Genomic DNA, 25,402 nt, shown 5'->3' with positions numbered 1-25,402 from the left:
GAACCGTCCGCCCCTCGTCATATGTTGAGCCCCATGCCTGCCAAGCCCCGTACGTACCAGCCGCAGAAGGTCCGCGCCGCGCTGGCCGCCCAGACCAGGGCGCTGCGTGCCGCCGTGGACGCGCTCAGCACGGAGCAGCTGGACCTGCCGACCCGGCTGGGGCGGTGGCGGGTCCGTGAACTGCTCGCCCACCTGGCCGTCCAACTCGACTACGTCCCGGCGCACCTGGACGACCGGCCGCAGGGGCGGGCACCGCTGGACCTGTCGGGCTGGGCGGCCGGGGTCGCCACCGTCGCGCCGCTGCTGGACGAGCAGGCCCGGGCGCGGGGCGCGGCGGAGTTCGCCGGGGACGCGGCCTCGGTGGCGGCCGCCTTCGGCCGGGCCGCGGACGCGCTGCTCGCCCTGCTGGAGCGGCCCGAAGCCGCCGACCCGGCGCGGCGGTTCGAGATCCGGCTGGGTTCGATGACGCTCTCCGACATGCTGGTGACCAGGCTGGTGGAGACGGTCGTGCACGCCGACGACCTGGCCGCCGCGCTCGGGCCCGACGCCTTCCCCGGCTCCCCGGTCTCCTCGGCCTTCCCGGTCTCCGCGGCCTCCCGGGCCCTCCCGGCGTTCCCGCACGACCGGCAGGCCGTCGCGGCCGTCACCCGGCTGCTGGCCGACGCCTTCGCCGACCGCGCCCCGGGCGGCGCGGTCGAGCTGCGGATCCCGCCGTACGCGGTGGTGCAGGCCGTCGAGGGCCCCCGGCACACCCGGGGCACCCCGCCCAACGTGGTGGAGACCGACCCGCTGACCTGGATCCGGCTGGCCACCGGCCGGACGGACTGGGCGGCGGCGGTGGACGCGGCCGAGGTGTCCGCCTCGGGGGAGCGCAGCGACCTGCGGGCGTACCTGCCGGTGCTCGGCTGACCGGCTCTCCGGTGCGGCTCCGGTCCCGCGGGCTACGGGACGGACGGCCCGCTGAGGTAGGTGCCCTCCGCCGAGTACGGCCAGGCGTTGGGCGCGCAGCCCTTGAGCCCGTAGATCTGCTGCATCATCGCGGGCGCGGGCTTGCCCTCGCCCGGGCAGCCCTCGTGCCCGTGGCCGATCCGGTGGCCCACCTCGTGGTTGACGATCAGCGCCCGGTACTCCTCCAGCGGGCCGCTGAACTGCGGTGAACCGGTGTTCCAGCGCTTGGAGTTGACGAGCACCTGGTTGCCGACGTTGCAGTTGACCTCGCCGTGGGTGTCCAGTCCGGAGGCGCCGCAGATCCGGTCCACGGTGGCCGGTGAGGCGATCTTCACGGTGAAGTCGTACGGGCCGTCGGCGACCAGCTGGAAGCCGTTCTTGCGGTCGTTGGTCCAGCCGCGCTTGTCGCCGAGGATGCCGTGGACCTGCGCGGCGGCGGACGGGGCGTCGATGCCGATGCCGTCCTCGACCTCGACCCGGTAGCGGCGCACGGTGCCGCGCCCCACCGGCTTGGCGGTGGCGGGGGCGACGGTGAAGGTGCCCGCGCCCTTGGCGGGGCCGGGGTCCGGCGCGGCGGGGGCGGGCGGCGGGGTCGGTGTCGGGGCCGGCGGGGGCGGCGGGGTGTCGGCCGGTGCGGGAGCCGGCGCCGGTGCCGCCGTGGCGGCCTGCTCGGCCGGCGGGGCGACCCTCGCCTGGGTGGTCGGGGTGGTGGCCGGGGTGGCCGAGGGGCGGTTCAGCATGACCGCCGCGGCGCCCAGCACCAGAACGGAGAGCACCAGTGCCGTGAGCATGCCAGGACCGGGTCTGCGCCGCTGCCGGCGGCGTCGGCGACCGCCCTTCCGGGGCGGTGCGGTGCGCCTGCCGACGGATCGGGCTGCAGACATGATCTTCACACTGGCATGGCGAACGGGTGAATGTCCACCTTCCCGTGGGCGGCGCCGGTGCCCGTGGCGGCCGCCCGTCCGGGACGGCGGTTGACCCCTGCGTCTCGGGTGGCAGACTTCAGGGCATGGCGATTCACAGGAATCTTCTCGACGGTCCCGAACCGACCCTGCTCCCGGAGGAGGAGCGGCCCTACCGGATGCTGGCGGAGGAATCGGCCTCCCCGACCCAGGTGGCGGCCGAGTTCCCGGTCTTCTGCCTCGCCTGGGCGATGCTGGCCGACGACGCCTACGCGGCGGGCCGGTACGTCGAGTCGTACGCCTACGCCCGTACCGGCTACCACCGTGGTCTGGACGCGCTGCGGCGCAACGGCTGGAAGGGCCACGGCCCGGTGCCGTGGGAGCACCGCGGCAACCGCGGCTTCCTGCGCTGCCTGGCGGCGCTCGCCCGGGCGGCCGGCGCGATCAAGGAGACCGAGGAGGAGGCCCGCTGCTGGCAGTTCCTGAAGGACAGCAGCGCGGAGGCGTACGCGGAGCTCAAGCAGTAGAGCGGTCGAGCGGCAGAGCCGTAGAGAGCGGTAGAGCTGTAGAGCGGTAGACACCCCCGACGTACGGGTGCCCCCGGCGGAGTCCGCCGGGGGCACCCGTTTCTCACGCTCGGGGCGCGGGTCCTACGCGGGGCGCGGGCCTCACTTCAGGCGCTTGCCCGCCGAACGCAGCTGCTCGGCGGCCTCGCGCACGCGGGCGGCCATGCCGGCCTCGGCCAGCTTGCCCCAGGTGCGCGGGTCGTAGGTGTTCTTCTTGCCGACCTCGCCGTCGACCTTCAGCACGCCGTCGTAGTTGGCGAACATGTGGCCGGCCACCGGGCGGGTGAAGGCGTACTGGGTGTCGGTGTCCAGGTTCATCTTCACGACGCCGTTCTCCAGCGCGGTGGCGATCTCCTCGGCGGTCGAGCCCGAGCCGCCGTGGAAGACGAAGTCGAACGGGTCGGTCTTGCCGTACTGCTTGCCGATCGCGTCCTGCAGCTCGCGCAGCAGCTCCGGCTTCAGCACGACGTTGCCCGGCTTGTACACGCCGTGCACGTTGCCGAAGGAGGCGGCCAGCAGGTAGCGGCCCTGCTCGCCCAGGCCCAGCGCCTCGGCGGTGCGCACGGCGTCGTTGACGGTGGTGTACAGCTCGTCGTTGATCTCGTGGGTGACGCCGTCCTCCTCGCCGCCGGTCGGGGTGATCTCGACCTCGAGGATGATCTTGGCGGCGGCGGCCTGGGCCAGCAGCTCCTGGGCGATGGCCAGGTTGTCGGCGAGGGTCTCGGCCGAGCCGTCCCACATGTGCGACTGGAACAGCGGGTTCTCGCCCTTGGCCACGCGCTCGGCGGAGACCGCCAGCAGCGGGCGGACGTAGCCGTCCAGCTTGTCCTTCGGGCAGTGGTCGGTGTGCAGCGCGACGGTGACGTCGTACTTGGCGGCGACGATGTGGGCGAACTCGGCGAGCGCGACCGCGCCGGTCACCATGTCCTTGCTGTGCTGGCCGCCCAGGAACTCCGCGCCACCGGTCGAGATCTGGATGATGCCGTCGCTCTCGGCCTCGGCGAAACCACGCAGCGCGGCGTGCAGGGTCTGCGACGACGTGACGTTGATGGCCGGGTAGGCGAACTTGCCCGCCTTGGCCCGGTCGAGCATCTCGTTGTAGACCTCGGGAGTTGCGATGGGCATGCGATCCGCTCCTGTCGGGTTGCGGCGTACGGACGGTGCTGTCCGACGCTGTGTACGCCTTCGTGACGACTCCGTGCCGGCCCGCCGACGCGCGGCGTTGCGGTGGTGGCTCTCCGGCACGTTCGCGGCGACCTGCGCGGTACGGCCATGAGGGTGGTGTGCCACCGCGGACCGGACGCCTGTGCCATCTTCCCAGACTCGTGCCCGCGGGTCAGCAGGAGCCCGCCATGCGGAACGTCGCACGGTACGGGCGCACGGCGGCACCCGGGCGGCCCCGGCGGGGGCCGGAACCGGTCCCGGCCGGGCGCCGTCGGCACGGTACGCCCGCGTCGCCGGCAAGGTGCGCCCGCTATCCTGCGCCCGTGGACTACAACCAGCTGGCCGTCAACCTGCTCGACGCCAAATCCCTGATCTCGTCCCTCGGCGCCATCGGGCTGATCGCGATCATCTTCGCGGAGACCGGCCTGCTGGTCGGCTTCTTCTTCCCGGGTGACTCGCTGCTGATCCTCGCGGGCGTCGCCGCCTCGAACGCAGCCTCCTCGGTGCTCGGTGACGGCGCCAAGCTGCCGATCGCCGTCCTGCTGATCGGCTGCCCGATCGCGGCGATCGCCGGTGCCCAGCTCGGGCACCTGATCGGCGCCAAGGTCGGGCCGAAGATGTTCGACAAGCCCGATTCGAAGATCTTCCGCCGTGAGTACGTGGTGAAGGCGGAGGAGTACTTCAACAAGTTCGGCTCCGGCAAGGCCGTCGTGCTGGCCCGCTTCATGCCGATCATCCGCACCTTCCTGAACCCGGTCGCCGGCACCCTGGAGATGCCCGCCCGGACCTTCTTCGTCTGGAACGTGATCGGTGGCGTGCTGTGGACCGAGTCCATGCTGCTGATCGGCTACTTCTTCGGTGACGCGCTCGCCCCGGTGATCGACAAGTACCTGATCCCGGCGGTGCTGCTGATCGTCCTGCTGTCCATCTCGCCGATCCTGATCGAGGTCATGCGCGAGCGGAAGAAGAAGCGGGCCGGCGTCGGCGCCGAGGTCGACGAGGAGAGCCAGGTCCAGGCCGGCGGCGGCCGGCACCGGCGGGGCTGAGCGCCCGCCGCTCCGGACACGGCGAGGGCCGGTGCTGTTTCACGTGAAACAGCACCGGCCCTCGGTCGTTCGTCGTCCCGGCCTTGTCGTCCCGGCGGGTCGGGGTCAGAGACCCAGGTCGTCCAGGGTGTACGCGGTCACGTACTCCAGGCCCTGGGCCTCGACGGCGGCCGCGCCGCCGCGCTCCACGATCACCGCGACGCCGACCACCTCGGCGCCCGCCTCGCGCAGCGCCTCCACGGCGGTCAGCACCGAGCCGCCGGTGGTGGAGGTGTCCTCGACGGCCAGCACCCGGCGGCCCTTGACCTCCGGGCCCTCGATCCGGCGCTGCAGGCCGTGCGCCTTGCCGGTCTTGCGGACCACGAAGGCGTCCAGCTGCTGCCCGCGCGCGGCGGCGGCGTGCAGCATCGAGGCGGCCACCGGGTCGGCGCCCAGGGTCAGACCGCCGACGGCGTCGTACTCCAGGTGCGAGGTCGCGTCCAGCATCACCCGGCCGACCAGCGGGGCGGCCACGCCGTCCAGCGTGATCCGGCGCAGGTCGACGTAGTAGTCGGCCTCCTTGCCGGAGGAGAGGGTGACCTTGCCGTGCACGACGGCCTTGTCCTTGATCTGTGCCAGCAGGGCGTCGCGGTCGTTGCTCATGAGCGTTCAGTCTAGGCCCTGGCAGTCCCCGCGGCTCTCCGGGCTCGCGCCCGGCCGGCGCCAGGTCAGCGGCGGCGCAGCGCCCTGACCAGCACCACGGCACCGCCCAGCAGGGCCACCGAGCCGCCGATCACCCACGGCACCGCGTTGCGGCCGCCGGCGCCCGGCACCACGATCCCGCCGGCCTCCCCGCCCCAGCGGGACGCCGCCCGGGCCCGCGCGCTGCGGGCGGGCAGCGCCGGGGCGTACGGGCCGCGCGGCGGGGCGTGGTCCACCTCCTCGGCGGACCGGCCGACGATGCTGCGGCGCACCGGGCCGGAGAGCACCGGCTCGTCCTCGTACGCGAAGAGCGGCTCGGCGGGCAGCTCCTCGGCGACGCCGTCCTGCCCGGCGGAGCCGTCCGCGTCCTCGCCCTCGCCATCGACGTCGTCCTCGTCGTCGTCGGCGGAGCCGGTGGGCAGACCGAAGCGCTCGGCGTCGGCGTCCGAGAAGGCGATCAGGTCGGAGAGGTCGTCGTCCAGGTCGTCGCCGGGCTGGTCCTGGCGCTCCTCGATGAAGACCACACCCGCGCCGGTCGAGGTCTCCGCGGCCTGGTCCTCCTGCTCCTCCAGGTCCTCCGAGCCCTCCTGGTCCTGCGGCTGCTCGCCCTCCGGGGCGACCAGCGCGGCGGCGAACCTGTCCAGCAGACGGCGGCCGGTGGCGTCGAGGGTCTCCTCGTCGAACTCGGTCAGCCGGCCGGTGGCGCTCAGGTCGCCGGTGAAGCGGATCGCCGCGGTGCCCTCCTCGGCGCCGTCCACGACGCTGACCCGGACGGTGGCGGTCGCCTCACCGCTGCCCCGGGCCTCCTCGCCCTCGGCGAGCACGGTCAGCACGCCCTCCCGGCCCTCGATCAGCGACAGCACGCCCTTGTACGTGATCGTGGAGCCGCCGATCCGCAGCTTCAGCCGGCCGCCGATCTCCTCGGCCGCACCGGACCCGACCGCGGCCGGCTCGGTGCTCAGCCCCGGCACGCTCCGCGCCAGCAGCGCCGGATCCTGCAAGGCCTGCCGCACCAGCTCGGCGGACATCGGGACGACAACCTCATGCTCCATGCCACGGAGCCTACCGACTGGTCCCCGCCCGGTCCCTACCCACCACCACCAGATTTTCCCCATCCCACCCGTTCCCTTGGCCGTCGCACCATCTCGCCACCCCGAGCCCGGGGCCGCCCCGCCCACCGACCCCGCACCCTCCGGCGCTGCCCCACCCACCCGGCCCCGCAGGCCCGGGGCGGCCCACGGTCCTGCCCATCGGGCCCGCGCCCATCCAGCAGCGGCCAGGCCTGGGGCCGCCCTCCCCATCAGCCCCTCACCGCGACGGGCCCCGCCTCGCCCACCTGGCCCCGCAGGCCCGGGGCTGCCCTCCCCACCTGGCCCCGCAGGCCCGGGGCCGCCCTCCCCATCGGCCCCGCACCGCGACGGGACCCGCTCCGTCGCCCGTCGTCCGGCGGCCGTCCGCCCCGCAAGGTGGGCCGGGGCCATGGGCCTTCTCCTGCCTGGGCCCGCTCCCCGGCTGCCGAGCGGCCCCGCCCGTGCGGGGGCTTGCCGGTCGAGGAGCCCGTTCTTCCGGGCCTCCCTGCGCGAGAAGTCGGCTGGATCGACTTCTCGCGCAGCGGCGATGGGGGCGGCGAGTCGATCACCGTTCCGCCTGTGCACGGACTCCGGGGAGCGGAGGGGGCTTCTGCCCGCCTCGGCCCGCTTCGTGGATGCCGGGCGGCCCCTGCCGTGTCCGGCGGGGGCCGCCTTCCCCCGGCCGCTCTTCCCGGGGCGTCGGGTGCGGCCGGTGGCGACTCCGCAGGGCCGTCGGAGCGGCGGTGCGGGTGCGGGGTTTCCGGCTGTCGGCCTCAACGGTGGCGCAGGAGGGCCGCCGGGCCGCGGCTCAGCGGCGACCTCAGCGGGGGCCGAGGAGGGTGAGGGCGGCCGGGGGGTGGGCGGGGCGGAGGGCGGTGAGGCGGGTGGTGGTGGCGTGGAGGGTGTCGGGGGTGAGGGCGCGGGGGGCCGGGGCGTCGGGGGCGAGGGTGAGCGGGGGGCGGGTGGCGGCGGCGAGGAGGAAGTTCTGGGCCCCGTCGGGCGGGCCGGGGCGGCAGGCGGCGGTGGCGCTGCCCGGGACGGCGTACGGGGCGGTCTGCAGGCCCGTCGTCCGCAGGCCGGACTCGATCTGCCAGAGGCCGTCCAGGTCGCTCCCGGCGCGGACGGCGATCCGGCCGCCGGGGGAGAGCAGCCGGGTGGCGAGGCCGTAGAACTCCTGGGAGTGGAACTTGACCGGTCCGCCGTCGGCCGGTGCCGGGAGGTCGGCGAGCACCACGTCGTACGGTCCGTCCCCGCCGGAGGCGCCCGCGCCGCGCAGCCAGGCCATCGGGTCGGCGGCGGTGGTGCGGACCCGGGGGTCGTCCAGGGAGCGCCCGCCGAGGGCGGCGAGCCCGGGGTCGGTGCGGGCGAGCCGGGGGAGGGCGGGGTCGGCGTCGACCAGCCGGACGGTGCGGACGCCCCGGTGCCGCAGCACTTCCCGCAGGGCGAGTCCGTCGCCGCCGCCGAGCAGCAGGACCCGGGCGTCCGGGCCGGCCGCCATGGCGGGGTGGACGAGGCCCTCGCTGCCCCGGTACTCGTCGGGTCCGCAGACCGCGAGCCGGCCGTCGAGGTAGAGCCGGAGCGGGCCTTCGGCGGGGCCGGTGAGCACGATCTCCTGGTACCGGCTGCGGGTCGCGTAGCGGACCTGGTCGCCGTACAGGGCGTGCCGGGCGGCGCGTTCGACGGCGTCGGAGCCGGCCGCGGCCGCCGCGAGCACGGCGAGCACCAGCAGGCAGCCGCCCCAGAGCAGCCGTCGTATCCGGGGGGCGGGTTCCTCGCGGAACAGCCAGAGCACCACGGCGGCCCCGGCGACGGCGTTGACGGCGCCGGTGAGCAGTGCTCCGTCGCCGGGCCCGAGGCCGGGCAGGATCAGGAACGGGAAGGCGAGGCCGCCGATCAGGGCGCCCACGTAGTCGGCGGCGAACAGGTCGGCGACGGCCCGTCCGGCGTCCTCGCGCCGGATCCGTTGGATGAGGGTCATCAGCAGGGGGATCTCGGCGCCGATGAGGATGCCGATCAGGCAGGTGAGGCCGACCATGGCGGCCTGGTAGCGGCCGATCCAGGCCCAGCAGGAGTAGAGGGCGAGGGCGGAGAGTCCGCCGGTGAGCGCGAGCGCGCACTCGACCAGGGCGAAGGCGGTGGCGGGCCGGCTGGTGAGCCGTTTGGCGAGGAGGGAGCCGAGGCCCATCGCGAAGACCATGACGGAGAGCACGACGGAGGTTTGGGTGACCGTGTCCCCGAGCAGGTAGTCGCCGAGCGCCACGAGTTCGAGTTCGTAGACGAGTCCGCAGGCCGCGCAGACGAACGCGGCCAGCAGGACGGTCAGGCGGGCGAACCGTGGTCGGGAGCGCAGCCGGGGCCGACGGCGGGCGGGCAGGAGTGGGGCGTGGGCTCGCCCGGGCCGGGGTGGGGTGCCGTCGTCGAGGTCCACTCGCGGGCGTGCGGGCGGACCGGCCGGATGGTTGATCACGAACAAACGCTAGGGGACGTGCGGGACGGATGGCTGCGCCCATCCGACGGACAGTGAGCGACGTCGAATTGACGAATCGTTCCTGCGTACGATTCGCAGGCCCGGGTTGGGCGGCCTACGGCCGGACCGGTGTTCCGCTCCGGACTTGGGGGCGGTCATGCCCCGGACACCACCAGCGAGGAGCGGGTGCACACCAGCTGCCCCTCCTGCGGATAGGCGTGCCAGGTGCGCCACAGCAGCCGGTCCGGGCCGCCCTGGGTGACCAGCGCGGTGAAGGCGCTCGGGTCGCCCGGGAAGACCCCGGCGAGGCCCCGGGGGTGCCCCTCGACCAGGGCCAGCAGCTCCTGGGCGCGGGCCGCGAAGTCGTGCGGCGGCAGCGCCTCGATGCGGGCGGCGAACTCGTACTCCCAGCCGCCGACCTGCTTGGCCACCCGGGCCGGCAGCGGGGTGCGGCGGCCGGGCAGGCAGGCGACGGTCTCCAGACATCGGCCGGGGCCCGCGTCGATCACCACCTGGTGGGAGGCGCCCAGCAGGCGCAGCTGGAGGGTGCCGGACGCGCCCGGGCGGCCGCCTCCGTCGAGTCTCAGGTCGCGGACGGCGAGAGCGGGCAGCGGGTCGCCGCCGAGGCACCAGGCGAGGTCACCGGCGCGGGTGTCCGTGTAGGAGGTCTGCAGTGTGGTGAGCATGCTCGGCTCCGCGTTTCAGCTCCGTGCGCGCCCGCCGAGCAGCACCGAGTAGGCCTAGGCGATGGCGAGGCTGTTCGTGGCTGTGCGGCCCTGGGCGCGGCCGACCGTGGAAGGAAGGATTCCGGCTGGAGATTCAGCAGCAGAGAAGCACGAATACGTCGGGCCCGCCGGTGATTTACCCAACTTTGTCAAGCATTCACCGTTTCGAGCACACCTGCTTCCCGGCTCTGATCGAGCCCGTGTACGAGTCTGCACAGCGCGCGCCCCTATCACCGGATTGCGCGCCGTGCGCGCCGGGTGTGCGCTGTTCGGGCGCATCACGCACCGCCGCCCTCCAGGCGCGGGGCGTGGAGGGCGGCGGGAGAGTGCCCGGAGGGTCGGCCAGCGTGCCTCAGTGGCGGCAAACAAGCAAGCCGATCAAGGAAGTTGATGATCCATCAGAACTGGTGTCGGGCTGCGGGCAGTCCTGTTCGAAGGGTGCGGAGAAGGGCGTGAAAGGGGGCGTGCGGCCCCTCACAGGCGCCGCAGGCGGGCGACGGCCTCCTGAAGGACCTCGTCCTTTTTGCAGAAAGTGAAGCGGACCAGGCTACGGCCGGCCTCCACGTCGTCGTAGAACACCGCGTTCGGGATGGCGACGACGCCGCAACGGCCGGGCAGGGCACGGCAGAACTCGATGCCGTCCTTCTCGCCGAGCGGGGTGATGTCGGTGGTGACGAAGTACGTGCCCTCGGGCGTGAAGGCCCGGAAGCCGGCCGCGGTGAGGCCGTCGACCAGCAGGTCGCGCTTGCGCAGCAGGTCGGCGCGGAGGGTGTCGAAGTACGTGTCCGGCAGCCGCAGGGCCTCGGCGACGGCGTACTGGAAGGGGCCGGCGCTGACGTAGGTGAGGTACTGCTTCGCGGTGCGCACGGCCGCCACCAGGTCCGGGCTCGCGGTGACCCAGCCGACCTTCCAGCCGGTGAAGGAGAAGGTCTTGCCGGCCGAGGAGATGCTGACGGTGCGTCCGCGCATGCCGGGCAGGGCGGCGATCGGGTGGTGGGCGGCGCCGAACACCAGGTGCTCGTAGACCTCGTCGGTGGCGACCAGCAGGTCGTGCTCGACGGCGAGTTCGGCGATGGCGGCGAGCTCCTCGGCGGTGAGGACGGTGCCGGTCGGGTTGTGCGGGGTGTTGATCAGCAGCAGCCGGGTGCGCGGGGTGATCAGCGAGCGCAGCTCGTCCAGGTCGGGGCGGAAGGACGGGGCCCGCAGGGTGAGCGGCACCCGGGTGGCGCCGGCCATCGCGATGCAGGCGGCGTACGAGTCGTAGAACGGCTCGAAGGCGATCACCTCGTCGCCCGGCTCCAGGAGGGCCAGCAGGGTGGCGGCGATGGCCTCGGTGGCGCCGGCGGTGACCAGCACCTCGCTGTCCGGGTCGTACGCGAGGCCGTGGAAGCGCTGCTGGTGCTCGGCGATCGCGGTGCGCAGCTCGGGGACGCCGGGGCCGGGCGGGTACTGGTTGCCGCGGCCCTCGCGCAGGGCCCGTACGGCCGCCTCGCGGACCTCCTCGGGCCCGTCGGTGTCCGGGAAGCCCTGGCCGAGGTTGATCGAGCCGGTGGCCGTGGCCAGGGCGGACATCTCGGCGAAGACCGTCGTGCCCATCCCGGCCAGTCGGCGGTTCAGCAGTGGCCTGGTACCCATCGGTGGCTCCTCACGGCTCGTTGTCAGGCCATCCTGGGTCAGCCGGGAGCCGGGGACAAGAACGGCCCGCCACCGCCGCGGGGGCGGGTGGCGGGCCGAACGGGCGGTGCGGGGGGTACCGGGGCGGGATCAGGCCTCGTCGGTGCCCTCGGCGCCCTCGCCGTCCTCGCCCTCGATCTCGTTCTGGAGGCCGAGGCGCTCGACGATCCACTGCTCGAAGCCGACCGCGGCCTGGGTCCAGTTGGCGGTGGTGGTGACGAAGTAGTCCAGGTTGACGCCGGCGCCGACGATCATCTGGGCCTCGCCGATCAGGCGGACCACGCCGTCCTCGTGGGTGTGGGTGTAGACCTTGGGCCAGAGGGTCTCGCGGTTCCACTCGTCGATCAGGTCGAGGATCTCGCCCTTCTTCTCCAGCGGGTACGCGCGGTCGTAGAAGGCGCGCACCGCGAAGAGCTCCTTCTGCTCGCCGCGGAACATGTAGTAGACGCGGAAGCCCTCCCAGGGGGCGGTGAGGTCGCCCTCCTCGTCCACGACGTGCTTGAGCTGCATCTGGTCCAGCAGCTGGGTGACCAGGCCCTGGTCCGGGACGATGATCGGCGGCGGGCCGGCCGGCCGCCCGCCCTGGCCGCCGGGCTGGCCGCCCTGGGGGACGCCGAAGGACGGGATGGACGACGGGTCGATGCTCATGGGGGTCCTCATTCCTCAGTGCACGTGGTGGCCGGCAATGAGAGGCCGCCCTTTCCACCTCCCATCCTGCCTCATTCGGGGCTCCGCTCACAGGGGCAGCCGAGGGGCGAGTCGATCTTCGTCCGGCGTTCTTCGCGGCGTTCTTCGCGGTGTCGTTCCAGGTGTCCTTCCCGGGTTCTTCCCGGGCTTCCCCCGGGTGTTCCCCGGCGGTTCCGGCAGGGGTGGAGCGGGCGGCCGTCACGGAGGGTGCGCGGGGCGGGGCGGAGGCCGTCCGGAGGGCGCGCGCGTGAGCCACGTCACGCGCCCGGCGCGCCGGTTCGGCTGCCGTGCGGGCCGGATGCGGTTAGCGTGCGACGGAAATCGCTTCGGTCAAATCCCGGCCCAGCCGGGTGAGTTGAGCTGTCCTGAGGCGGACTGTCCGGAATTGAGGGGGAACAGGAGTGGGTGGAGCGGCGACGGGGGACGGCGCATCGCTCGGGGCGCTGCTGCGGAGCATCCGGCTGGACCGGGGGATGACGCAGGAGCAGCTGGGCGAGGCGACCGGGCTGAGCGTGCGGTCGATCCGGGACCTGGAACGGGAGGTGTCCTGCCCGCGGGTGTCCACGCTGCGGCTGCTGACCCAGACCTGGAACCTGCCGGACGCCCAGGTGGCCGAACTGCACCGGCTGGCGCGCAGCCGGCGGGACCGGACGCGGCGGCTGCTGCGGCAGGCGGCGGAGTGACGGCGTCCGGCCCGGGGCGCGAGACGGGCCGGGGGCGCGGAACGGGCCGTCCCCCGCCGCCGGAGCGGAGGGAACGGCCCGTGCGCCGGACATCCGGCGGTGCTACTTCTCCAGCGGCCCCCGGCCGCGGACGGTGAGGCGGTCGCCCTCCTCGTCCCGCTCGACCACGACGGTGTCCCCGTCGTGCACCGCGCCGGACAGGATCGCCCGGGCCAGCTGGTCGCCGATCGCGGACTGCACCAGCCGGCGCAGCGGGCGGGCGCCGTACGCCGGGTCGTAGCCGGTGAGCGCCAGCCAGTCGCGGGCGGCCTCGGAGACGTCCAGGGTGAGCCGCCGCTCCCGCAGCCGCTCGCCCAGGAGGGCCACCTGGAGGTCGACGATCCGGCTCAGCTCGCCGGTGCCCAGCGGCTCGAAGACCACGATGTCGTCCAGCCGGTTGAGGAACTCCGGCTTGAACGCGGACCGGACGGTGCCCAGCACCAGCTCCCGCTTCTCGGCCTCCGGGGTGGCCGGGTCGACGAGGTACTGCGAGCCCAGGTTGGAGGTGAGGATCAGGATGGCGTTGCGGAAGTCCACCGTGCGGCCCTGGCCGTCGGTGAGCCGCCCGTCGTCCAGCACCTGGAGCAGGACGTCGAAGACCTCCGGGTGCGCCTTCTCCACCTCGTCCAGCAGCACCACGCTGTACGGGCGGCGGCGGACCGCCTCGGTGAGCTGGCCGCCCTCCTCGTAGCCGACGTACCCGGGCGGGGCGCCGACCAGGCGGGAGACCGAGTGCTTCTCGCCGTACTCGCTCATGTCGATCCGGACCATGGCCCGGGCGTCGTCGAACAGGAAGTCGGCCAGGGCCTTGGCGAGTTCGGTCTTGCCGACGCCGGTCGGGCCGAGGAAGAGGAAGGAGCCGGTCGGGCGGTCCGGGTCGGCGATGCCGGAGCGGGTGCGCCGCACCGCGTCCGAGACGGCCTGCACGGCCTCCTTCTGGCCGATCAGGCGGCGGCCCAACTCCTCCTCCATGCGCAGGAGTTTGGCGCTCTCGCCCTCCAGCAGCCGGCCGGCGGGGATGCCCGTCCAGGAGGCGACCACGTCGGCCACGTCGTCCGGGCCGACCTCCTCCTTGACCATCGAGGCGGAGGCGTCCTGGTCGGCGGCCCGCTCCTGGGCGTCGGTGAGCTCCTTCTCGGCGGCCGGGATCTCGGCGTACATCAGCTTGGACGCCCGCTCGAAGTCCCCGTCGCGCTGGGCGCGTTCGAGAGCGCCGTGCAGGTCGTCCAGCCGCCCCTTGAGCTCGCCGACCCGGTTGAGGCTCTTCTTCTCCTGCTCCCAGCGCGCCGTGAGCACGCTCAACTGCTCGTTCCGGTCGGCGAGGTCGCGCCGCAGCCGGGCCAGCCGGTCGACCGAGGCAGGGTCCGACTCCTTCTCCAGGGCCAGCTCCTCCATCCGCAACCGGTCGACCGAGCGCTGGAGTTCGTCGATCTCGACCGGGGAGGAGTCGATCTCCATCCGCAGCCGGGAGGCCGCCTCGTCGACCAGGTCGATCGCCTTGTCGGGCAGGAAGCGGGAGGTGATGTAGCGGTTGGACAGGGTGGCCGCGGCGACCAGGGCGGCGTCCGAGATCTGCACCTTGTGGTGCGCCTCGTACCGGCCCTTGAGGCCGCGCAGGATGGCGATCGAGTCCTCCACGCTGGGCTCGCCGACCAGCACCTGCTGGAAGCGGCGCTCCAGGGCCGGGTCCTTCTCGATCCGCTCGCGGTACTCGTCCAGCGTGGTGGCGCCGACCATCCGCAGCTCGCCGCGGGCGAGCATCGGCTTGAGCATGTTGCCCGCGTCCATCGCGGAGTCCCCGCCGGCGCCCGCGCCGACCATGGTGTGCAGCTCGTCGATGAAGGTGACGACCTGGCCGTCGGAGGCCTTGATGTCGTTCAGGACGGCCTTCAGCCGCTCCTCGAACTCGCCGCGGAACTTGGCGCCCGCGACCATCGCGCTGAGGTCCAGCGAGACCAGCCGCTTGCCGCGCAGCGACTCCGGCACGTCGCCGGCCACGATGCGCTGGGCCAGGCCCTCGACCACGGCGGTCTTGCCGACGCCGGGCTCGCCGATCAGCACCGGGTTGTTCTTGGTCCGGCGGGAGAGCACCTGGACCACCCGGCGGATCTCGTGGTCGCGGCCGATCACCGGGTCGAGCTTGCCGTCCCGGGCGGCCTGGGTGAGGTCGGTGCCGTACTTCTCCAGCGCCTTGTAGGTGCCCTCCGGGTCCGGCGAGGTGACCCGGCCGCTGCCCCGGACGTCCTTGAACGCGGCGAGCAGCGCCTTCGGCGTGGCGCCCTGCTGCACCAGCAGCTCGGCCACCTGCCCGCCCTCGGCGGCCAGGCCGACCATCAGGTGCTCGGTGGAGACGTACTGGTCGTCGAGGTCGCTCGCGCGCTTGCCGGCCTCGGTGAGCACCGCGATGGTGTCCCGGGCGAGCTGCGGCGCGGAGACCGTCGAGCCCATCGCGCTGGGCAGCGCGGCCGCCTGGCGGCGGGCCTCGGCGTCGACCCGGGCGACGTCGGCGCCGACCGCCTCCAGCAGGGGCCGGGCGATGCCCTCGGGCTGCTCCAGCAGGGCGATCAGGATGTGCACCGGCCTGACGTCCGGGTTGCCGGCCGTGCCCGCCTGCCGGATCGCGGCGGACAGGGCGTCCTGCGTCTTGGTGGTGAACTTGCTGGCGTCCACTGCTGGGGGGTCCTCCCTGGTCGTCCTTCACTACTGCTACGTACAGCATGCACTAAGTTGAGCCTATTCCGCTCAACCTTTCCCGGACAGGGCTTCTTCAGGCCGGGGGAAGCCGGCGCGCCGCCGGACGCCCGACGGGCCGCCGGGTCAGCCCCAGCAGCTCCCGGGCGGGCCCGCTCGGCCGCTGCCCGGCCGGCCAGACCGCGCGCAGCGGCCGCCGCAGGTCCAGCTCCTCCACCAGCGGCACCTCGACCAGCCGCCGGGTGGCCAGCTCCTCCACCACGGCCAGCTCGCTCAGGCAGACCGGCCCCGCCCCGGTCATCGCCGCCGCCTTCAGCGCGGTCGACGAGGCCAGCTCCATCCGGGGCCGCGCCGCGCCCCCGTACGGCTTCAGGGCCGCCTCCAGCACCTCCCGGGTGCCCGAGCCGGGCTCGCGCAGCACCAGCGGGACGGCCGCCAGCTCGGCCCCGGTCAGCGGGGCGCGGCGGCGCGCCCACGGGTGGCCGGGCGCCACCACGACCACCAGCCGGTCCGCCGCCACCACCGCGCCGGCCAGCCCGGGCGGGGTGGACGGGCCCTCGACGAAGCCGAGGTCGGCGTCCCCGGCCAGGACGTGCCCGGCGACCTCCGCCGAGTTCGCCGTCCGCAGCGTCACCGCGGTGCCCGGGCTGGCCTCGGACAGGCCCAGCAGCCAGCCGGGCATCAGGTACTCGGCGACGGTCAGGCTGGCCACCACCCGCAGCTTGGCGTCCCGCCGCTCGCGCAGCGCGTCGATCCCGGCGTCCAGCGCCTGCGCCGCCTCCACCACCTGCCGGGCCCACTCGACCACCAGCCGGCCCGCCTCGGTCGGCCGGCTGCCCCGGGGCGAGCGGTCCAGCAGCGCGACGCCGATCTGCCGCTCCATGCCCTTGATCCGGGCGCTGGCGGTCGGCTGGCTGACGCCCAGCTCGGCCGCCGCCCGTCCGACGCTGCCCAGCCGGGCCACCGCGAGCAGCAGTTCCAGGGCGCCGAGTTCGGGGACGTGCGAGGAGAGGGGCATAGATCCAGGCTATGCCCCCATAGAAGCCCCGGCGCTACCGGCCGCCGGGCCCTCCGGGCGACGGTGGGAGCATGTCCACTCTGGCCGGTATCCGACCCCTCGCCCGCCCCGCCGCCCGCCGCCGGCCCGACCTCGCCCAGCTCGGCCCCAACTGGTACGCCGCCGTGATGGGCACCGCGATCCTGGCGAACGGCGCCGCCGTCCTGCCGGTGCGGCCGCCCGGGCTGACCGGCTTCGGCGAGGTGCTGTGGGCGCTCGCGCTGGCCGCCCTGCTGGTGCTGGCCGGGGCCCGGCTGGTCCACCTCACCCGGCACCGCGAGGCGGCCCGCGCCCAGCTGCTGGACAACCCGGCGACCGCGGTCTTCTACGGCTGCCCGCCGATGGCGCTGCTCTCGGTCGGACTGGGCACCATGCTGCTCGGCTCCCGGGTCATCGGCACCGGCCCGGCGGTCGCCCTGGACGCGGTGCTGTGGAGCCTCGGCACCGTGTACGCGCTGGCCGTGGCCGGCGGCATCCCGTACCTGATGATCACCCGGCACCGGGTCTCCGCCCTGGAGGCCAACCCGACCTGGCTGCTGCCGGTGGTCGCCCCGCTGGTCGCCTCCGCCTGCGGCCCGGCGCTCGTCCCGCACCTGCCGGCCGGAACGGCCCAGCAGGCCATGCTGTACGGCTGCTGGGCGCTGTTCGGCGTCGGCCTGCTGGCCACCCTGGTGCTGCTGCCGGTGGTGTTCACCGGGCTGTTCCACAGCAGGCTGCCCGCCCTGGCGCTCACCCCCACGCTGTTCCTGGTGCTCGGCCCGCTCGGCCAGTCCGTCACCGCGGTCCACCAGCTCGCCGACGCCGCCCGCCCGGTACTGCCCGCGCTGGCCCCCGCCATGACCGACCTCGCCGAGCTGTACGGCGTGGCGGTGATCGGCGTCGCGATGCTCTGGCTGGCCGTCGCGCTCGCCGCCAACCTGCGGGCCCGGCGGGCCGGGATGCCGTTCGCGATGACCTGGTGGGCGTACACCTTCCCGGTCGGCACCTGCGTCACCGGCGCCTCCGCGCTCGCCCGGCACACCGGCTTCGCGGGCTTCAGCGCGCTGGCCGTCGGCCTCTACCTGCTGCTGGCGTCCGCCTGGGTGCTCGCCGCGGGCGGCACTGCGGCCGGGCTCGCGCGGAGGCGGCTGCTGGCCCGCTGAGGTGCCCGTCGCCCGGGGCGGCCGTCCGCGCGGTGCGGGCGGCCGGGCCCGTTCCCGCGCGCGGACGGTACGGCTCAGGAGCACGCCGCGGATGCAGGAACGTGCACGGCCGGGACGACCGCGCCCGGCGGCCCGGCGGAAGTGCCGGTCGGCGCCGACTCCCCTTCCAGGCCCGGGTTCCCACCGGAATCCGCCCCACCGCCCGAACCGCCCGCGGACGCCCCCGGATGCAGATAGCTGCAATTGCGCGAACATGCACTCGGGCGGCACTTGTTCACCGGCCGTCACGCTGTGAGGGTGGAGGCACGCCAAGTCGTCCAGGCAACCGCAGCCTGATGGTGGCGACTCGCTCTTCGAAACTGACCGCAGGTGCGACAACCCGCACCGGTGGAACGGGGGGGAAGGGCGCCGGCCGGGACCATGTGTGGTGATGGCCTCCCGGCCGGACCCGTCGAGGCGTTGCTGCTCCGCCTCGACGGGAGCGCCTTGGCATTGGCGTACCGATGGCGGCCCCCGGACGACCCGGCGTGCGACGGCACCCGGGCCCGGGGGTCCGCCGTCCCACCCGGTACCGTGACCGCCTGATCCATGATCACGCCGTACCGCCCACCGGCACCGTGAGCCCGCCCGGCCCACCGGTGCCGCGGCCCGCGCGGCGAGGAACAGGGGCAGCACCAGGGGAGAGGCGTCCGGCAGGGAGAGTGCGACGTGACGGCGGAACCGGCGGTCACACCGCAGCAGGGACCGGTGGGCGAGGAGCCCGACGAGGCCGCCCGGCAGCTCTACCTGGCCATCATCGCCGAGGGCGGCCGCGTCCCCACCGGCGAGGTCGCGGACGTCGACCGGGGCGCGCTCCAACAGCTCATCGACATCGGCCTGTTGATGGTCAACCGGATGGACCGCTGCTACACCGCCGTCAGCCCGCGCTCGGTCAGCGACCGCCTCGGCGCCGAACTGCGCAGCGAGGCCACCCGGCTGCTGGTCCGCGCGGAGAACCTCCCGGGCGCCCTCGACGGCCTCACCCGGGCCTACGACGCGATGCCCCGGCCGACCGACCGGGCCGGCGGCGCCGTCCACGTCGAGGGGCACGTCCACATCCGCCAGCGGATCTCCCAACTGGTCTCCGACTGCCGCTCCGAGGTCCTCACCGCGCAACCCGGCCACCGGCCCGCCGACACCCTCCAGGTCGCCCTCCTCCAGGACGTCCAACTGCTCCGGCGCGGCTGCTCGCTGCGCACCATCTACCAGCCGGTCGCCCTCGCCGACCCGCCCGCCCTCGCCTACGCCGAGGAGGTCACCCGGCACGGCTCGCTCATCCGGGTGCTCGACGAGCCCTTCCAGCGGCTGATCGTCTTCGACCGGACCGTCGCCGTGATCTCCGCCAACGACGACAACAGCACCGCCGCCTTCATCACCGACCCGGCCACCATCACCTACCTGGTCGGCACCTTCGAACGCGACTGGGCCCGCGCCGACACCGCCGGCGCCGCCGCCCCCGGCCAGACACCCGCCCGCACCATCCCCGACCGGGTCGGCCGGCTGCTCGCCCGCGGCCTCACCCAGCGCGCCGTCGCCACCCGGCTGGGCCTGAGCGAACGCACCGTCGCCGCCCACATCTCCCGGCTGCGCGACCGCTACGGCGCCCAGACCCTCTTCCAACTCGGCTGGCTGATGCGAGGCTCCCGCGATGACCGATGAGCCGGGCCCGGCCGAGCGGGCGCTCTACCTCACCGCCGTCCGGGGCGGCGGCCGACTGCGCCCCGAGGACCTCGCCCCCGCCGACCGCCCCACCCTGGCCGCCCTCGTCGCCCGCGGCCTGCTCACCCCCACCGCCACCGGCTGGACCGCCGCCAGCCCGCGCGCCCTCGGCGACCGGATCGGCCTCGAACTGCGCACCCGCGCCCTCCGCCTGCTACGGCACGCCGAGCGGCTCCCGGGCACCCTCGGGCCACTGGCCCGCGCCTACGACGCCGCCCGCCACCCGGGCGTCGACCTCCCGGCTGTCCACCCCGGTACGGGCGATCCCGGTACCGGCGATCCCGCGGCCGGCACCGTCGACGACGCCGCCGCGGTCCGCCGGCGGGTCGGCGAACTCGTCTCGGAATGCCGGGAGGAGGTCCTCGCCGCCCAGCCCGGACCGCGTCCCCTCGAAGCCCTCCGGATGGCCCTCGCCCAGGACCTCTCGCTGCTCCGCCGCGGCTGCTCGCTGCGCACCGTCTACCAGCCGGTCACCCTCGCCGACCCCGCCGCACGGAGCCAGGTCGCGCTGCGCACCGGGCACGGCGCCCAGGTCCGCGTCCTCGCCGAACCGTACGAGCGGGTACTGGTCTTCGACCGCGCGGTGGCCGTCATCCCCGCCGACGAGGACCGCAACCGGGCCGCCTTCCTCACCGACCCCACCACCGTCGCCTACCTGGTCGCCCAGTTCGAGCGCGACTGGGCCCGCGCCACCCCCGCCGACCGCCACCTCGACCCGCCGTCCGTCACCACCGTCCGGATCGGCCGGCTGCTCGCCCGCGGCCTCACCCAACGGGCCGTCGCCACCCGGCTCGGCGTGAGCGAACGCACCGTCGCCGCCCACATCTCCCGGCTGCGCGACCGCTACGGCGCCCACAGCCTCTTCCACCTCGGCTGGCAGCTCCGCGGAGAACACCATGACTGACACCCCCGCCACCCCGCTCTCCGCCGCCCTCCCGGACGCCGCCGCCCGCGCCCTCTACCTCGCCGTCCTGCGCGAGGGCGGCCGGGTCCGGTCGGCCGAGGTCGGCGCGGAGGACGGTCCCGCGCTCCGACGGCTGGTGGAACTCGGGCTGCTGGTGCCGCAGTTGCAGGACGCGGCGTACAGCGCGGTCGACCCGCGGGCGGCCACGGAGCGGATCGGCACCGAGATCCGCCGACAGAGCGCCCGCCTGCTCGTGGAGGCCGAGCAACTGCCCGAGCTGATGGGCGAACTGACCCGCGCCTACGACGCGACCCCGAAACGGCGGAGCGGCACGGCCGGAGTCCGCTACCTCACGGCGAAGGAGGACATCCGGCACGAACTGGAACTGCTGGCCCAGGAGTTCCCCGACGAGACGATGACCGCCCAGCCCGGCGGCCCCCGTCCCGCCGAACTGCTACCCGACTCCCTCGACCGCGCCCGCCGCGTCCACGAGCGCGGTGGCACCGTGCGCTCGCTCTACGAGGCCTCGGCCAGACTGGACCCGCCGACCGTCCGCTTCGCCGCCGAGGTCGCCCTGCTCGGCTGCACCACCCGGATCCTCGCCGTCCCGTTCACACGCTTCCTGGTCTTCGACCGCACCGTGGCCGTCATCCCGGCCGCTCCCGATCACACCAGCGCCGCCGTGGTCGACGACCCGGCGATGGTGTCCTTCGTGGTGGACACCTTCGAGCAGCTCTGGCAGCGCGCCGAGGGAGTCAACTGGGCTGCCCTGGCCGCCGGTTCCGCCGACTCGCCCAGCCATCAGCAGATCGCCCGACTGCTCGCCCAGGGCCTCACCCAGCGCGCGATCGCCACCCGCCTGGGCCTGGGCGAACGGACCGTGGCCGGCCACATCGCCCGGCTGCGGGAGCAGTACGACGCCGAGACACTGTTCCAGCTGGGCTGGCAGATGAGGGGAGCCCACGATGCCTGACGCCGACCTGCCGGACGCCGCCGCCCGGGAGCTCTACCGGGAGATCCTCAGGGACGGCGGCCGCCTCCACGTCGCCGACATCCGTCCCGAGGACGAGCCGACGGTCAGACAACTCGCCGACCTGGGACTGCTCGTCCTCCGCGTCGCCGACAGCGCCTACAGCGCGGTGAACCCCCGGTCCGTGGCCGAGCGCATCGGCGTGGACCTGCGGGAGGAGAGCGCCCGCCTGCTCGCCCGGGCCGCGCTCGTTCCGGATCTGCTGGACGACCTCACCCAGGCCTACGACGCCGCACCGCGTCGGAGCGAGTCGGGTGGAGGCGTCCGTCGGCTGACGGGCATGGCGGAGATCCGGCACCTGGTCTCGCAGTTGGTCAAGGACTATCCGCACGAGGCCCTCGGTGCCCAACCCGGCGGTGCCCGTCCGCCGGAGCACATGAAGGACTCGCTGGAGCAGAGCCGTCGCTACATCGAGGCGGGAGGCGCGATACGCACGATCTTCGAGCCGACGGCCTGCGCCGACATGCCCACCGTCGAGTTCGCGCGAGGGTCGACGCAGGTCGGAGCCCCGATCCGGGTGCTGGACGGGCCGTTCACCCGAACCCTGATCTTCGACCGCACCGTGGCCGTGATCCCGGCGGCCCCCGACAACACGGTCGTCGCCGTCGTGGAGGACCCCGCGATGGTGGCCTACCTCGTAGGGGTCTTCGATCAGCAGTGGGCTCGGGCCACGGTGGTGGACTGGGCAGCCCTGGCCGGTGGCTCCGCCGGACCCGCCGCGCACGAGCAGGTGGGACGCCTACTCGTGCGGGGGCTCACCCAGCGGGCGATCGCGACCCGGTTGAGCCTGGGCGAGCGGACGGTCGCGGCCCACATCGCGCGGCTGCGGGATCAGTACGACGCCGAGACGCTGTTCCAACTGGGCTGGCGGATGCGGGGGGCTCGCGATGTCTGACGCCGACCTGCCGGACGCCGCCGCCCGGGAGCTCTACCGGGAGATCCTCCGGGACGGCGGCCGGCTCCGTGTCAGTGAGGTCCGAGCGCAGGACGAAGCGGGGGTCAGGCAGCTCGCCGACCTCGGCTTCCTGGTTCTGCATGCGGCCGACGGCGTCTACAGCGCGATCAACCCCCGGGCCGTGAGCGAGCGTCTGGGCGCCGACCTACGGGAGGAGAGCAGCCGTCTGCTCGCCAGGGCAGCCAGTCTCCCGGATCTGCTGGAGGACCTCACCCAGGCCTACGACGCGGCTCCGCGTCGTAGGGACGTGGCGAGTGGCGTCCGGCAGGTGGCGGGCATGGTGGAGATCCGGCACCTGCTATCCCAGCTCATCAAGGACTATCCGCACGAATGCCTGACCGCCCAGCCGGGCAGGTTCCATCCTCCGGCTCAGCGGGAGGACAGCCTCGCGCAGACGTGCCGCTACATCGAGCGCGGTGGCTCGGTGCGCACGATCTACCAACCGCAGGCCAGGCTGGACCGGGATCAGGTCGAGTACGCGGCGGAGACCACGAAGCTCGGTTCGCGGATCCGGGTCCTCGACGCGGCCTTCAGCCGGACCCTCATCTTCGACCGAACCGTCGCCCTGATCCCGGCCGCCCCCGACAACAGGGCCGCTGCGGTGGTGGAGGATCCCGCGACCGTCACGTACCTGGTCGGGGTCTTCGAACAACAGTGGCGGCAGGCGCAGGTCGTGGACTGGGTCGACCTGGCGGCCACGTCGACGGAACCCGCCGCCCACGAGCAGGTCGGGCGGCTGCTCGCCCGCGGCCTCACGCAGCGGGCGATCGCCAGCCGGTTGGGGCTGAGCGAACGCACCGTCGCCGGTCACATCGCCCGGCTGCGTGAGCTGTACGACGCGGAGACGCTGTTCCAGTTGGGCTGGCAGATGCGGGGAGCCCGGGCGGGGGAGCCCGGTGGGTAGCCGCTGCTCAGCCGGTGGCGGCGCCGGTCGGCCAGTAGCCGGGGACGGCGGGCTGCTGCCGGGGGACGTTGAACTGCTCGCCGGGGGCGGTCCAGAAGCCCTCGCGCAGGGAGAGCGCCATGCCGGCCCAGTCGAGCGCGGTCTCGACCGTGTGGTTGAGGGCCTCCTGCGACCAGGTGTCGTCGAAGACCAGCGGGAGGACGGGGGCGACCTGCTCGATGGTGGCGATCAGCGGGTTGTGGGTGATGGCCTCGTCGACCAGGAGGACGATCGGCTTGCGCAGCGCGGACGCCCAGCCGAGCTCCAGGCTCACGCCGGCCGAGAGCGGGGCGCCGACGTAGGCGAACACGAGGTCCGCGGACTGGAGGGCGCGGAAGTCGGAGGGGACGCGGGGCTCCGGCGCGCGGCCGGAGATGGTCCAGGCGTCGCTGTGGTGCGCGCTGTACACGGCGGCGCCGCTGCGGAGGAGGGTGGTGCGGAGCGTCGTCAGCCGCGTCCGGCTGGCGAGGGTCACCACGCTGTCGGCCGGCCCGGTCAGTCGCATCAGCGGGGCGGCCAGGAACACACGTGCACGCCGACCCTCAGGGGCCTGGCTGTCGTGGTGACGCAGGTAGGGCTCGGTCATGTCGACTCCGGGGAAAGGCCGACCGGGGGAGTGTGTGTCGGCGATGCGTTGGCTGTGGACCGTTCTGTGGACTGACGCCACCGATGAACGGTTTAGAATTTGACGGTACATTGGCAAGGTGTGGTGTCCTTGCCGGACCATTGGGAGCGAACTGATCGTCCATCGCGGGGCGGTGGCGCGTCCAGAGTTGGCCTGTGTCATCTGGATGACTGGCAGGGAGATGACGCACATCCCGCCCACCGGCGGCAGGCAGTCGCCACCTCTCGCGCAGTTGTATCTGAGCCGTTATCCTGCTCGATGCTTCTAGTGACGGATCTAGGCAGAGAGAGTGAGGGCGTGACCGAAATGCGCCGATTTGTCTGCAAGATAGTGTTTTCGCTGGCTGTCGTCGCCGCGGTGGTCGGTGCGGGCTCGCTCGCGATCGGCGCCGACTCGCAGGACGGGACCGCCGGCAGGGCTGCCGTTGCCATCGCGGACGACATCTCCTGGCAGTGAACGCGGCAGGCGGGGAGCGTGGTCGCGGGGGCGGAATTCTTTGGTGAATTCGTCGAATGCGGGTGGAAGTAGCCGGGCGGTTCAGTCGACGGAGCCCTGAGTCTTTCGGCCGAGCGCGTACCCGAGTTGGAACAGCGAGTCGACCTTGTAGTCGTCCCGCATTTCGGCGATATGTCTCGCCAGTGTCCGTTCGCTGATTCCCAGGCGCCGTGCGATCACCCGGTGGTTGGTGCCTTCGAGCATTTGGTCGATGATCGTCTGGCGCAGGCGGGACACCACTTGCTGGGGTACCGTCCGGTCGCCCTCGAATTCGAGCGCGCGGCTCCAGTACTGCTCGAACACCTCCTTGGCGAGGTAGTCGACGATGGCCGGGTCGTAGATGAAGGCCGCGAGGCTCATGTCGTCGTCGATCGGGATCACGGCCACTCGCCGGTCCATCACGATGAGTCGAGTGTAGGGCTCGTCGAGGGTCCGGTACTGGCCGCCGGCCTGCGCGAGCGTCGCCACGTAATCCCTGGTCGGCTGGTGGTAACGGGTGCTGGCGTGGTAGATCGTCCGCATCCTGGTACCGCTGCTGAGCGTCTTCAGGTCGTAGGCGATCATCCTGGCGAGGAGGTCCGGTTGGCGGGGGCCGCCAGGCTGGAGCGCCAGGGCCTCCTCGAACCCGGAATCTCTGAACTGCTCCAGTCGTTGCCTGATCAGGGCTTTCCCGCGCACATGCTCTATCGAACCCCCGGAGTTATTCGGGGTGTGGAATTCCCGGGCCAGCTCCTGCAGTTCGGATGGGAAGGACACCGCGCGGGACAGGAGTTCCAGCGCCTGGCGCTGCCAGGAATGGCTGAGACTGGTCGAGAGCTGCGCAGGATCGACGGCCACGAGGAAGTCCGCGTCATCGGCGTCGGGGACGAGAAGTCCGAGCCTCACCAGCTCGTCCCGTGCGGAATCATCGGTGTTGGAATTCGGACCCGACGGCAGACTGCCGTCACCCCGGACGACGGCGAGATACAGCTCGCGTGCTTCCGCCGAGAGGATGGTCGAGCCGGCGGCAAGGGGCTGCTCTCGTCCACTCATTCGTGACTCCTTGCCGTTGCAGTGCTACCTGCGTTCCATCAGCGCTGACGCTGGACGATTTTTAGCATGCCAGATCCATTGGGCCCCGGAGAGGGACGGCGACCGCACTCTCTCACCA

The 25,402-nt window shown here is 73.5% G+C and carries 23 protein-coding genes; 11 read left to right on the top strand and 12 right to left on the bottom strand.

The window, feature by feature from the left end:
- The first annotated feature begins 33 nt into the window (after positions 1–33).
- Complete coding sequence (locus AMK13_RS09985) at positions 34–909, top strand: sterol carrier family protein (protein ID WP_074001866.1); 876 nt, start codon at positions 34–36, stop codon at positions 907–909.
- A 32-nt stretch (positions 910–941) separates the two neighbouring features.
- On the opposite strand, the gene AMK13_RS09980 is transcribed toward AMK13_RS09985, so the two are convergent.
- The gene (locus AMK13_RS09980) at positions 942–1,739 is read right to left on the bottom strand and encodes a DUF3152 domain-containing protein (RefSeq protein WP_241852810.1); all 798 of its coding nucleotides are present in this window, start codon (positions 1,737–1,739) and stop codon (positions 942–944) included.
- Between the two features lie 218 nt (positions 1,740–1,957).
- Here AMK13_RS09980 and AMK13_RS09975 point away from each other — a divergent pair, with 218 nt between their 5' ends.
- Positions 1,958–2,377, top strand: a complete 420-nt coding sequence (locus tag AMK13_RS09975) for a DUF3151 domain-containing protein (protein ID WP_049659647.1) — start codon at positions 1,958–1,960, stop codon at positions 2,375–2,377.
- A gap of 141 nt (positions 2,378–2,518) precedes the next feature.
- Here the strand turns inward: AMK13_RS09975 and fbaA are convergent, their stop codons facing one another.
- Positions 2,519–3,541, bottom strand: coding sequence for a class II fructose-bisphosphate aldolase (gene fbaA / locus AMK13_RS09970; protein ID WP_049659648.1), 1,023 nt, complete (start codon positions 3,539–3,541; stop codon positions 2,519–2,521).
- A gap of 362 nt (positions 3,542–3,903) precedes the next feature.
- On the opposite strand from fbaA, the gene AMK13_RS09965 reads away from it, so the two are divergent.
- Positions 3,904–4,626, top strand: a complete 723-nt coding sequence (locus AMK13_RS09965) for a DedA family protein (RefSeq protein ID WP_074001865.1) — start codon at positions 3,904–3,906, stop codon at positions 4,624–4,626.
- 105 nt (positions 4,627–4,731) lie between these two features.
- Here the strand turns inward: AMK13_RS09965 and pyrE are convergent, their stop codons facing one another.
- The 6 genes from pyrE to AMK13_RS09935 all read right to left on the bottom strand — a co-directional run bounded on the left by pyrE (position 4,732) and on the right by AMK13_RS09935 (position 11,891).
- Positions 4,732–5,268 (bottom strand): orotate phosphoribosyltransferase, encoded by a 537-nt coding sequence (pyrE, locus tag AMK13_RS09960; protein ID WP_049659651.1) that lies wholly within the window; start codon positions 5,266–5,268, stop codon positions 4,732–4,734.
- 65 nt (positions 5,269–5,333) lie between these two features.
- The gene (locus AMK13_RS09955; RefSeq protein ID WP_143204512.1) at positions 5,334–6,359 is read right to left on the bottom strand and encodes a hypothetical protein; all 1,026 of its coding nucleotides are present in this window, start codon (positions 6,357–6,359) and stop codon (positions 5,334–5,336) included.
- Positions 6,360–7,197: 838 nt separating this feature from the next.
- The gene (locus AMK13_RS09950) at positions 7,198–8,844 is read right to left on the bottom strand and encodes a polyamine aminopropyltransferase (protein WP_274538677.1); all 1,647 of its coding nucleotides are present in this window, start codon (positions 8,842–8,844) and stop codon (positions 7,198–7,200) included.
- A 155-nt stretch (positions 8,845–8,999) separates the two neighbouring features.
- The gene (locus AMK13_RS09945; RefSeq protein WP_074001863.1) at positions 9,000–9,530 is read right to left on the bottom strand and encodes a DUF2617 family protein; all 531 of its coding nucleotides are present in this window, start codon (positions 9,528–9,530) and stop codon (positions 9,000–9,002) included.
- A 513-nt stretch (positions 9,531–10,043) separates the two neighbouring features.
- Entirely contained in the window at positions 10,044–11,204 is a 1,161-nt protein-coding gene (locus tag AMK13_RS09940; RefSeq protein ID WP_049650410.1) for a pyridoxal phosphate-dependent aminotransferase, read from the bottom strand.
- 129 nt (positions 11,205–11,333) lie between these two features.
- Positions 11,334–11,891 carry a YbjN domain-containing protein gene (locus tag AMK13_RS09935; RefSeq protein WP_049650411.1) on the bottom strand — a complete coding sequence of 186 codons (558 nt, stop codon included), beginning with the start codon at positions 11,889–11,891 and terminating at the stop codon, positions 11,334–11,336.
- A 440-nt stretch (positions 11,892–12,331) separates the two neighbouring features.
- On the opposite strand from AMK13_RS09935, the gene AMK13_RS09930 reads away from it, so the two are divergent.
- A complete protein-coding gene (locus tag AMK13_RS09930; RefSeq protein ID WP_074001862.1) occupies positions 12,332–12,613 on the top strand; it encodes a helix-turn-helix domain-containing protein in 282 nt (93 codons plus the stop codon).
- A gap of 102 nt (positions 12,614–12,715) precedes the next feature.
- Here AMK13_RS09930 and clpB read toward each other — a convergent pair whose 3' ends face one another.
- Together clpB and AMK13_RS09920 are read right to left on the bottom strand one after the other, a co-directional pair.
- Positions 12,716–15,322 (bottom strand): ATP-dependent chaperone ClpB, encoded by a 2,607-nt coding sequence (gene clpB / locus AMK13_RS09925; RefSeq protein ID WP_049650413.1) that lies wholly within the window; start codon positions 15,320–15,322, stop codon positions 12,716–12,718.
- A gap of 97 nt (positions 15,323–15,419) precedes the next feature.
- On the bottom strand, positions 15,420–16,361 hold the full coding sequence (locus AMK13_RS09920; RefSeq protein WP_074001861.1) for a LysR family transcriptional regulator: 942 nt from the start codon (positions 16,359–16,361) through the stop codon (positions 15,420–15,422).
- 71 nt (positions 16,362–16,432) lie between these two features.
- On the opposite strand from AMK13_RS09920, the gene AMK13_RS09915 reads away from it, so the two are divergent.
- The 6 genes from AMK13_RS09915 (at position 16,433) to AMK13_RS09890 (ending at position 23,093) form a co-directional block, all read left to right on the top strand.
- Positions 16,433–17,542, top strand: a complete 1,110-nt coding sequence (locus tag AMK13_RS09915) for a TDT family transporter (RefSeq protein WP_074001860.1) — start codon at positions 16,433–16,435, stop codon at positions 17,540–17,542.
- Between the two features lie 708 nt (positions 17,543–18,250).
- A complete protein-coding gene (locus AMK13_RS09910) occupies positions 18,251–19,240 on the top strand; it encodes a LuxR C-terminal-related transcriptional regulator (protein WP_241852809.1) in 990 nt (329 codons plus the stop codon).
- Positions 19,230–20,204: a helix-turn-helix transcriptional regulator gene (locus AMK13_RS09905; protein ID WP_074001859.1), complete on the top strand. Its 975-nt coding sequence runs from the start codon at positions 19,230–19,232 to the stop codon at positions 20,202–20,204. The genes AMK13_RS09910 and AMK13_RS09905 overlap by 11 nt, the downstream gene beginning before the upstream one ends.
- Positions 20,197–21,177 carry a helix-turn-helix domain-containing protein gene (locus AMK13_RS09900; RefSeq protein ID WP_074001858.1) on the top strand — a complete coding sequence of 327 codons (981 nt, stop codon included), beginning with the start codon at positions 20,197–20,199 and terminating at the stop codon, positions 21,175–21,177. The genes AMK13_RS09905 and AMK13_RS09900 overlap by 8 nt, the downstream gene beginning before the upstream one ends.
- Positions 21,170–22,129 carry a hypothetical protein gene (locus AMK13_RS09895; RefSeq protein ID WP_074001857.1) on the top strand — a complete coding sequence of 320 codons (960 nt, stop codon included), beginning with the start codon at positions 21,170–21,172 and terminating at the stop codon, positions 22,127–22,129. Before AMK13_RS09900 ends, AMK13_RS09895 begins: the two co-directional genes overlap by 8 nt.
- Positions 22,122–23,093 carry a LuxR C-terminal-related transcriptional regulator gene (locus AMK13_RS09890; RefSeq protein WP_074001856.1) on the top strand — a complete coding sequence of 324 codons (972 nt, stop codon included), beginning with the start codon at positions 22,122–22,124 and terminating at the stop codon, positions 23,091–23,093. Before AMK13_RS09895 ends, AMK13_RS09890 begins: the two co-directional genes overlap by 8 nt.
- A gap of 7 nt (positions 23,094–23,100) precedes the next feature.
- On the opposite strand, the gene AMK13_RS09885 is transcribed toward AMK13_RS09890, so the two are convergent.
- Positions 23,101–23,718 carry a hypothetical protein gene (locus AMK13_RS09885; RefSeq protein ID WP_143204511.1) on the bottom strand — a complete coding sequence of 206 codons (618 nt, stop codon included), beginning with the start codon at positions 23,716–23,718 and terminating at the stop codon, positions 23,101–23,103.
- A 336-nt stretch (positions 23,719–24,054) separates the two neighbouring features.
- On the opposite strand from AMK13_RS09885, the gene AMK13_RS43415 reads away from it, so the two are divergent.
- Complete coding sequence (locus tag AMK13_RS43415) at positions 24,055–24,213, top strand: hypothetical protein (protein ID WP_158077685.1); 159 nt, start codon at positions 24,055–24,057, stop codon at positions 24,211–24,213.
- A gap of 81 nt (positions 24,214–24,294) precedes the next feature.
- On the opposite strand, the gene AMK13_RS09880 is transcribed toward AMK13_RS43415, so the two are convergent.
- Positions 24,295–25,284 (bottom strand): helix-turn-helix domain-containing protein, encoded by a 990-nt coding sequence (locus AMK13_RS09880; protein WP_074001855.1) that lies wholly within the window; start codon positions 25,282–25,284, stop codon positions 24,295–24,297.
- Positions 25,285–25,402 lie beyond the last annotated feature (118 nt).

Source organism: Streptomyces sp. CB02056 (genome assembly GCF_001905545.1).
Classification (GTDB): Bacteria; Actinomycetota; Actinomycetes; order Streptomycetales; family Streptomycetaceae; genus Kitasatospora.
The sequence above is the reverse complement of the archived record's forward strand: the minus strand, read 5'-3'. Positions and strand labels throughout refer to the sequence as shown.

Coding starts and splice junctions, on each gene's coding strand:
- AMK13_RS09905 (WP_074001859.1), top strand. CDS start 19,230: ATGACCGATGAGCCGGGCCCGGCCGAGCGGGCGCTCTACCTCACCGCC.
- AMK13_RS09880 (WP_074001855.1), bottom strand. CDS start 25,284: ATGAGTGGACGAGAGCAGCCCCTTGCCGCCGGCTCGACCATCCTCTCG.
- AMK13_RS09975 (WP_049659647.1), top strand. CDS start 1,958: ATGGCGATTCACAGGAATCTTCTCGACGGTCCCGAACCGACCCTGCTC.
- AMK13_RS09980 (WP_241852810.1), bottom strand. CDS start 1,739: ATGCTCACGGCACTGGTGCTCTCCGTTCTGGTGCTGGGCGCCGCGGCG.
- fbaA (WP_049659648.1), bottom strand. CDS start 3,541: ATGCCCATCGCAACTCCCGAGGTCTACAACGAGATGCTCGACCGGGCC.
- AMK13_RS09955 (WP_143204512.1), bottom strand. CDS start 6,359: ATGGAGCATGAGGTTGTCGTCCCGATGTCCGCCGAGCTGGTGCGGCAG.
- AMK13_RS09945 (WP_074001863.1), bottom strand. CDS start 9,530: ATGCTCACCACACTGCAGACCTCCTACACGGACACCCGCGCCGGTGAC.
- AMK13_RS09940 (WP_049650410.1), bottom strand. CDS start 11,204: ATGGGTACCAGGCCACTGCTGAACCGCCGACTGGCCGGGATGGGCACG.
- AMK13_RS09985 (WP_074001866.1), top strand. CDS start 34: ATGCCTGCCAAGCCCCGTACGTACCAGCCGCAGAAGGTCCGCGCCGCG.
- AMK13_RS09935 (WP_049650411.1), bottom strand. CDS start 11,891: ATGAGCATCGACCCGTCGTCCATCCCGTCCTTCGGCGTCCCCCAGGGC.
- AMK13_RS09900 (WP_074001858.1), top strand. CDS start 20,197: ATGACTGACACCCCCGCCACCCCGCTCTCCGCCGCCCTCCCGGACGCC.
- AMK13_RS09885 (WP_143204511.1), bottom strand. CDS start 23,718: ATGACCGAGCCCTACCTGCGTCACCACGACAGCCAGGCCCCTGAGGGT.
- AMK13_RS09920 (WP_074001861.1), bottom strand. CDS start 16,361: ATGCCCCTCTCCTCGCACGTCCCCGAACTCGGCGCCCTGGAACTGCTG.
- pyrE (WP_049659651.1), bottom strand. CDS start 5,268: ATGAGCAACGACCGCGACGCCCTGCTGGCACAGATCAAGGACAAGGCC.
- AMK13_RS09890 (WP_074001856.1), top strand. CDS start 22,122: ATGTCTGACGCCGACCTGCCGGACGCCGCCGCCCGGGAGCTCTACCGG.
- AMK13_RS09915 (WP_074001860.1), top strand. CDS start 16,433: ATGTCCACTCTGGCCGGTATCCGACCCCTCGCCCGCCCCGCCGCCCGC.
- AMK13_RS09895 (WP_074001857.1), top strand. CDS start 21,170: ATGCCTGACGCCGACCTGCCGGACGCCGCCGCCCGGGAGCTCTACCGG.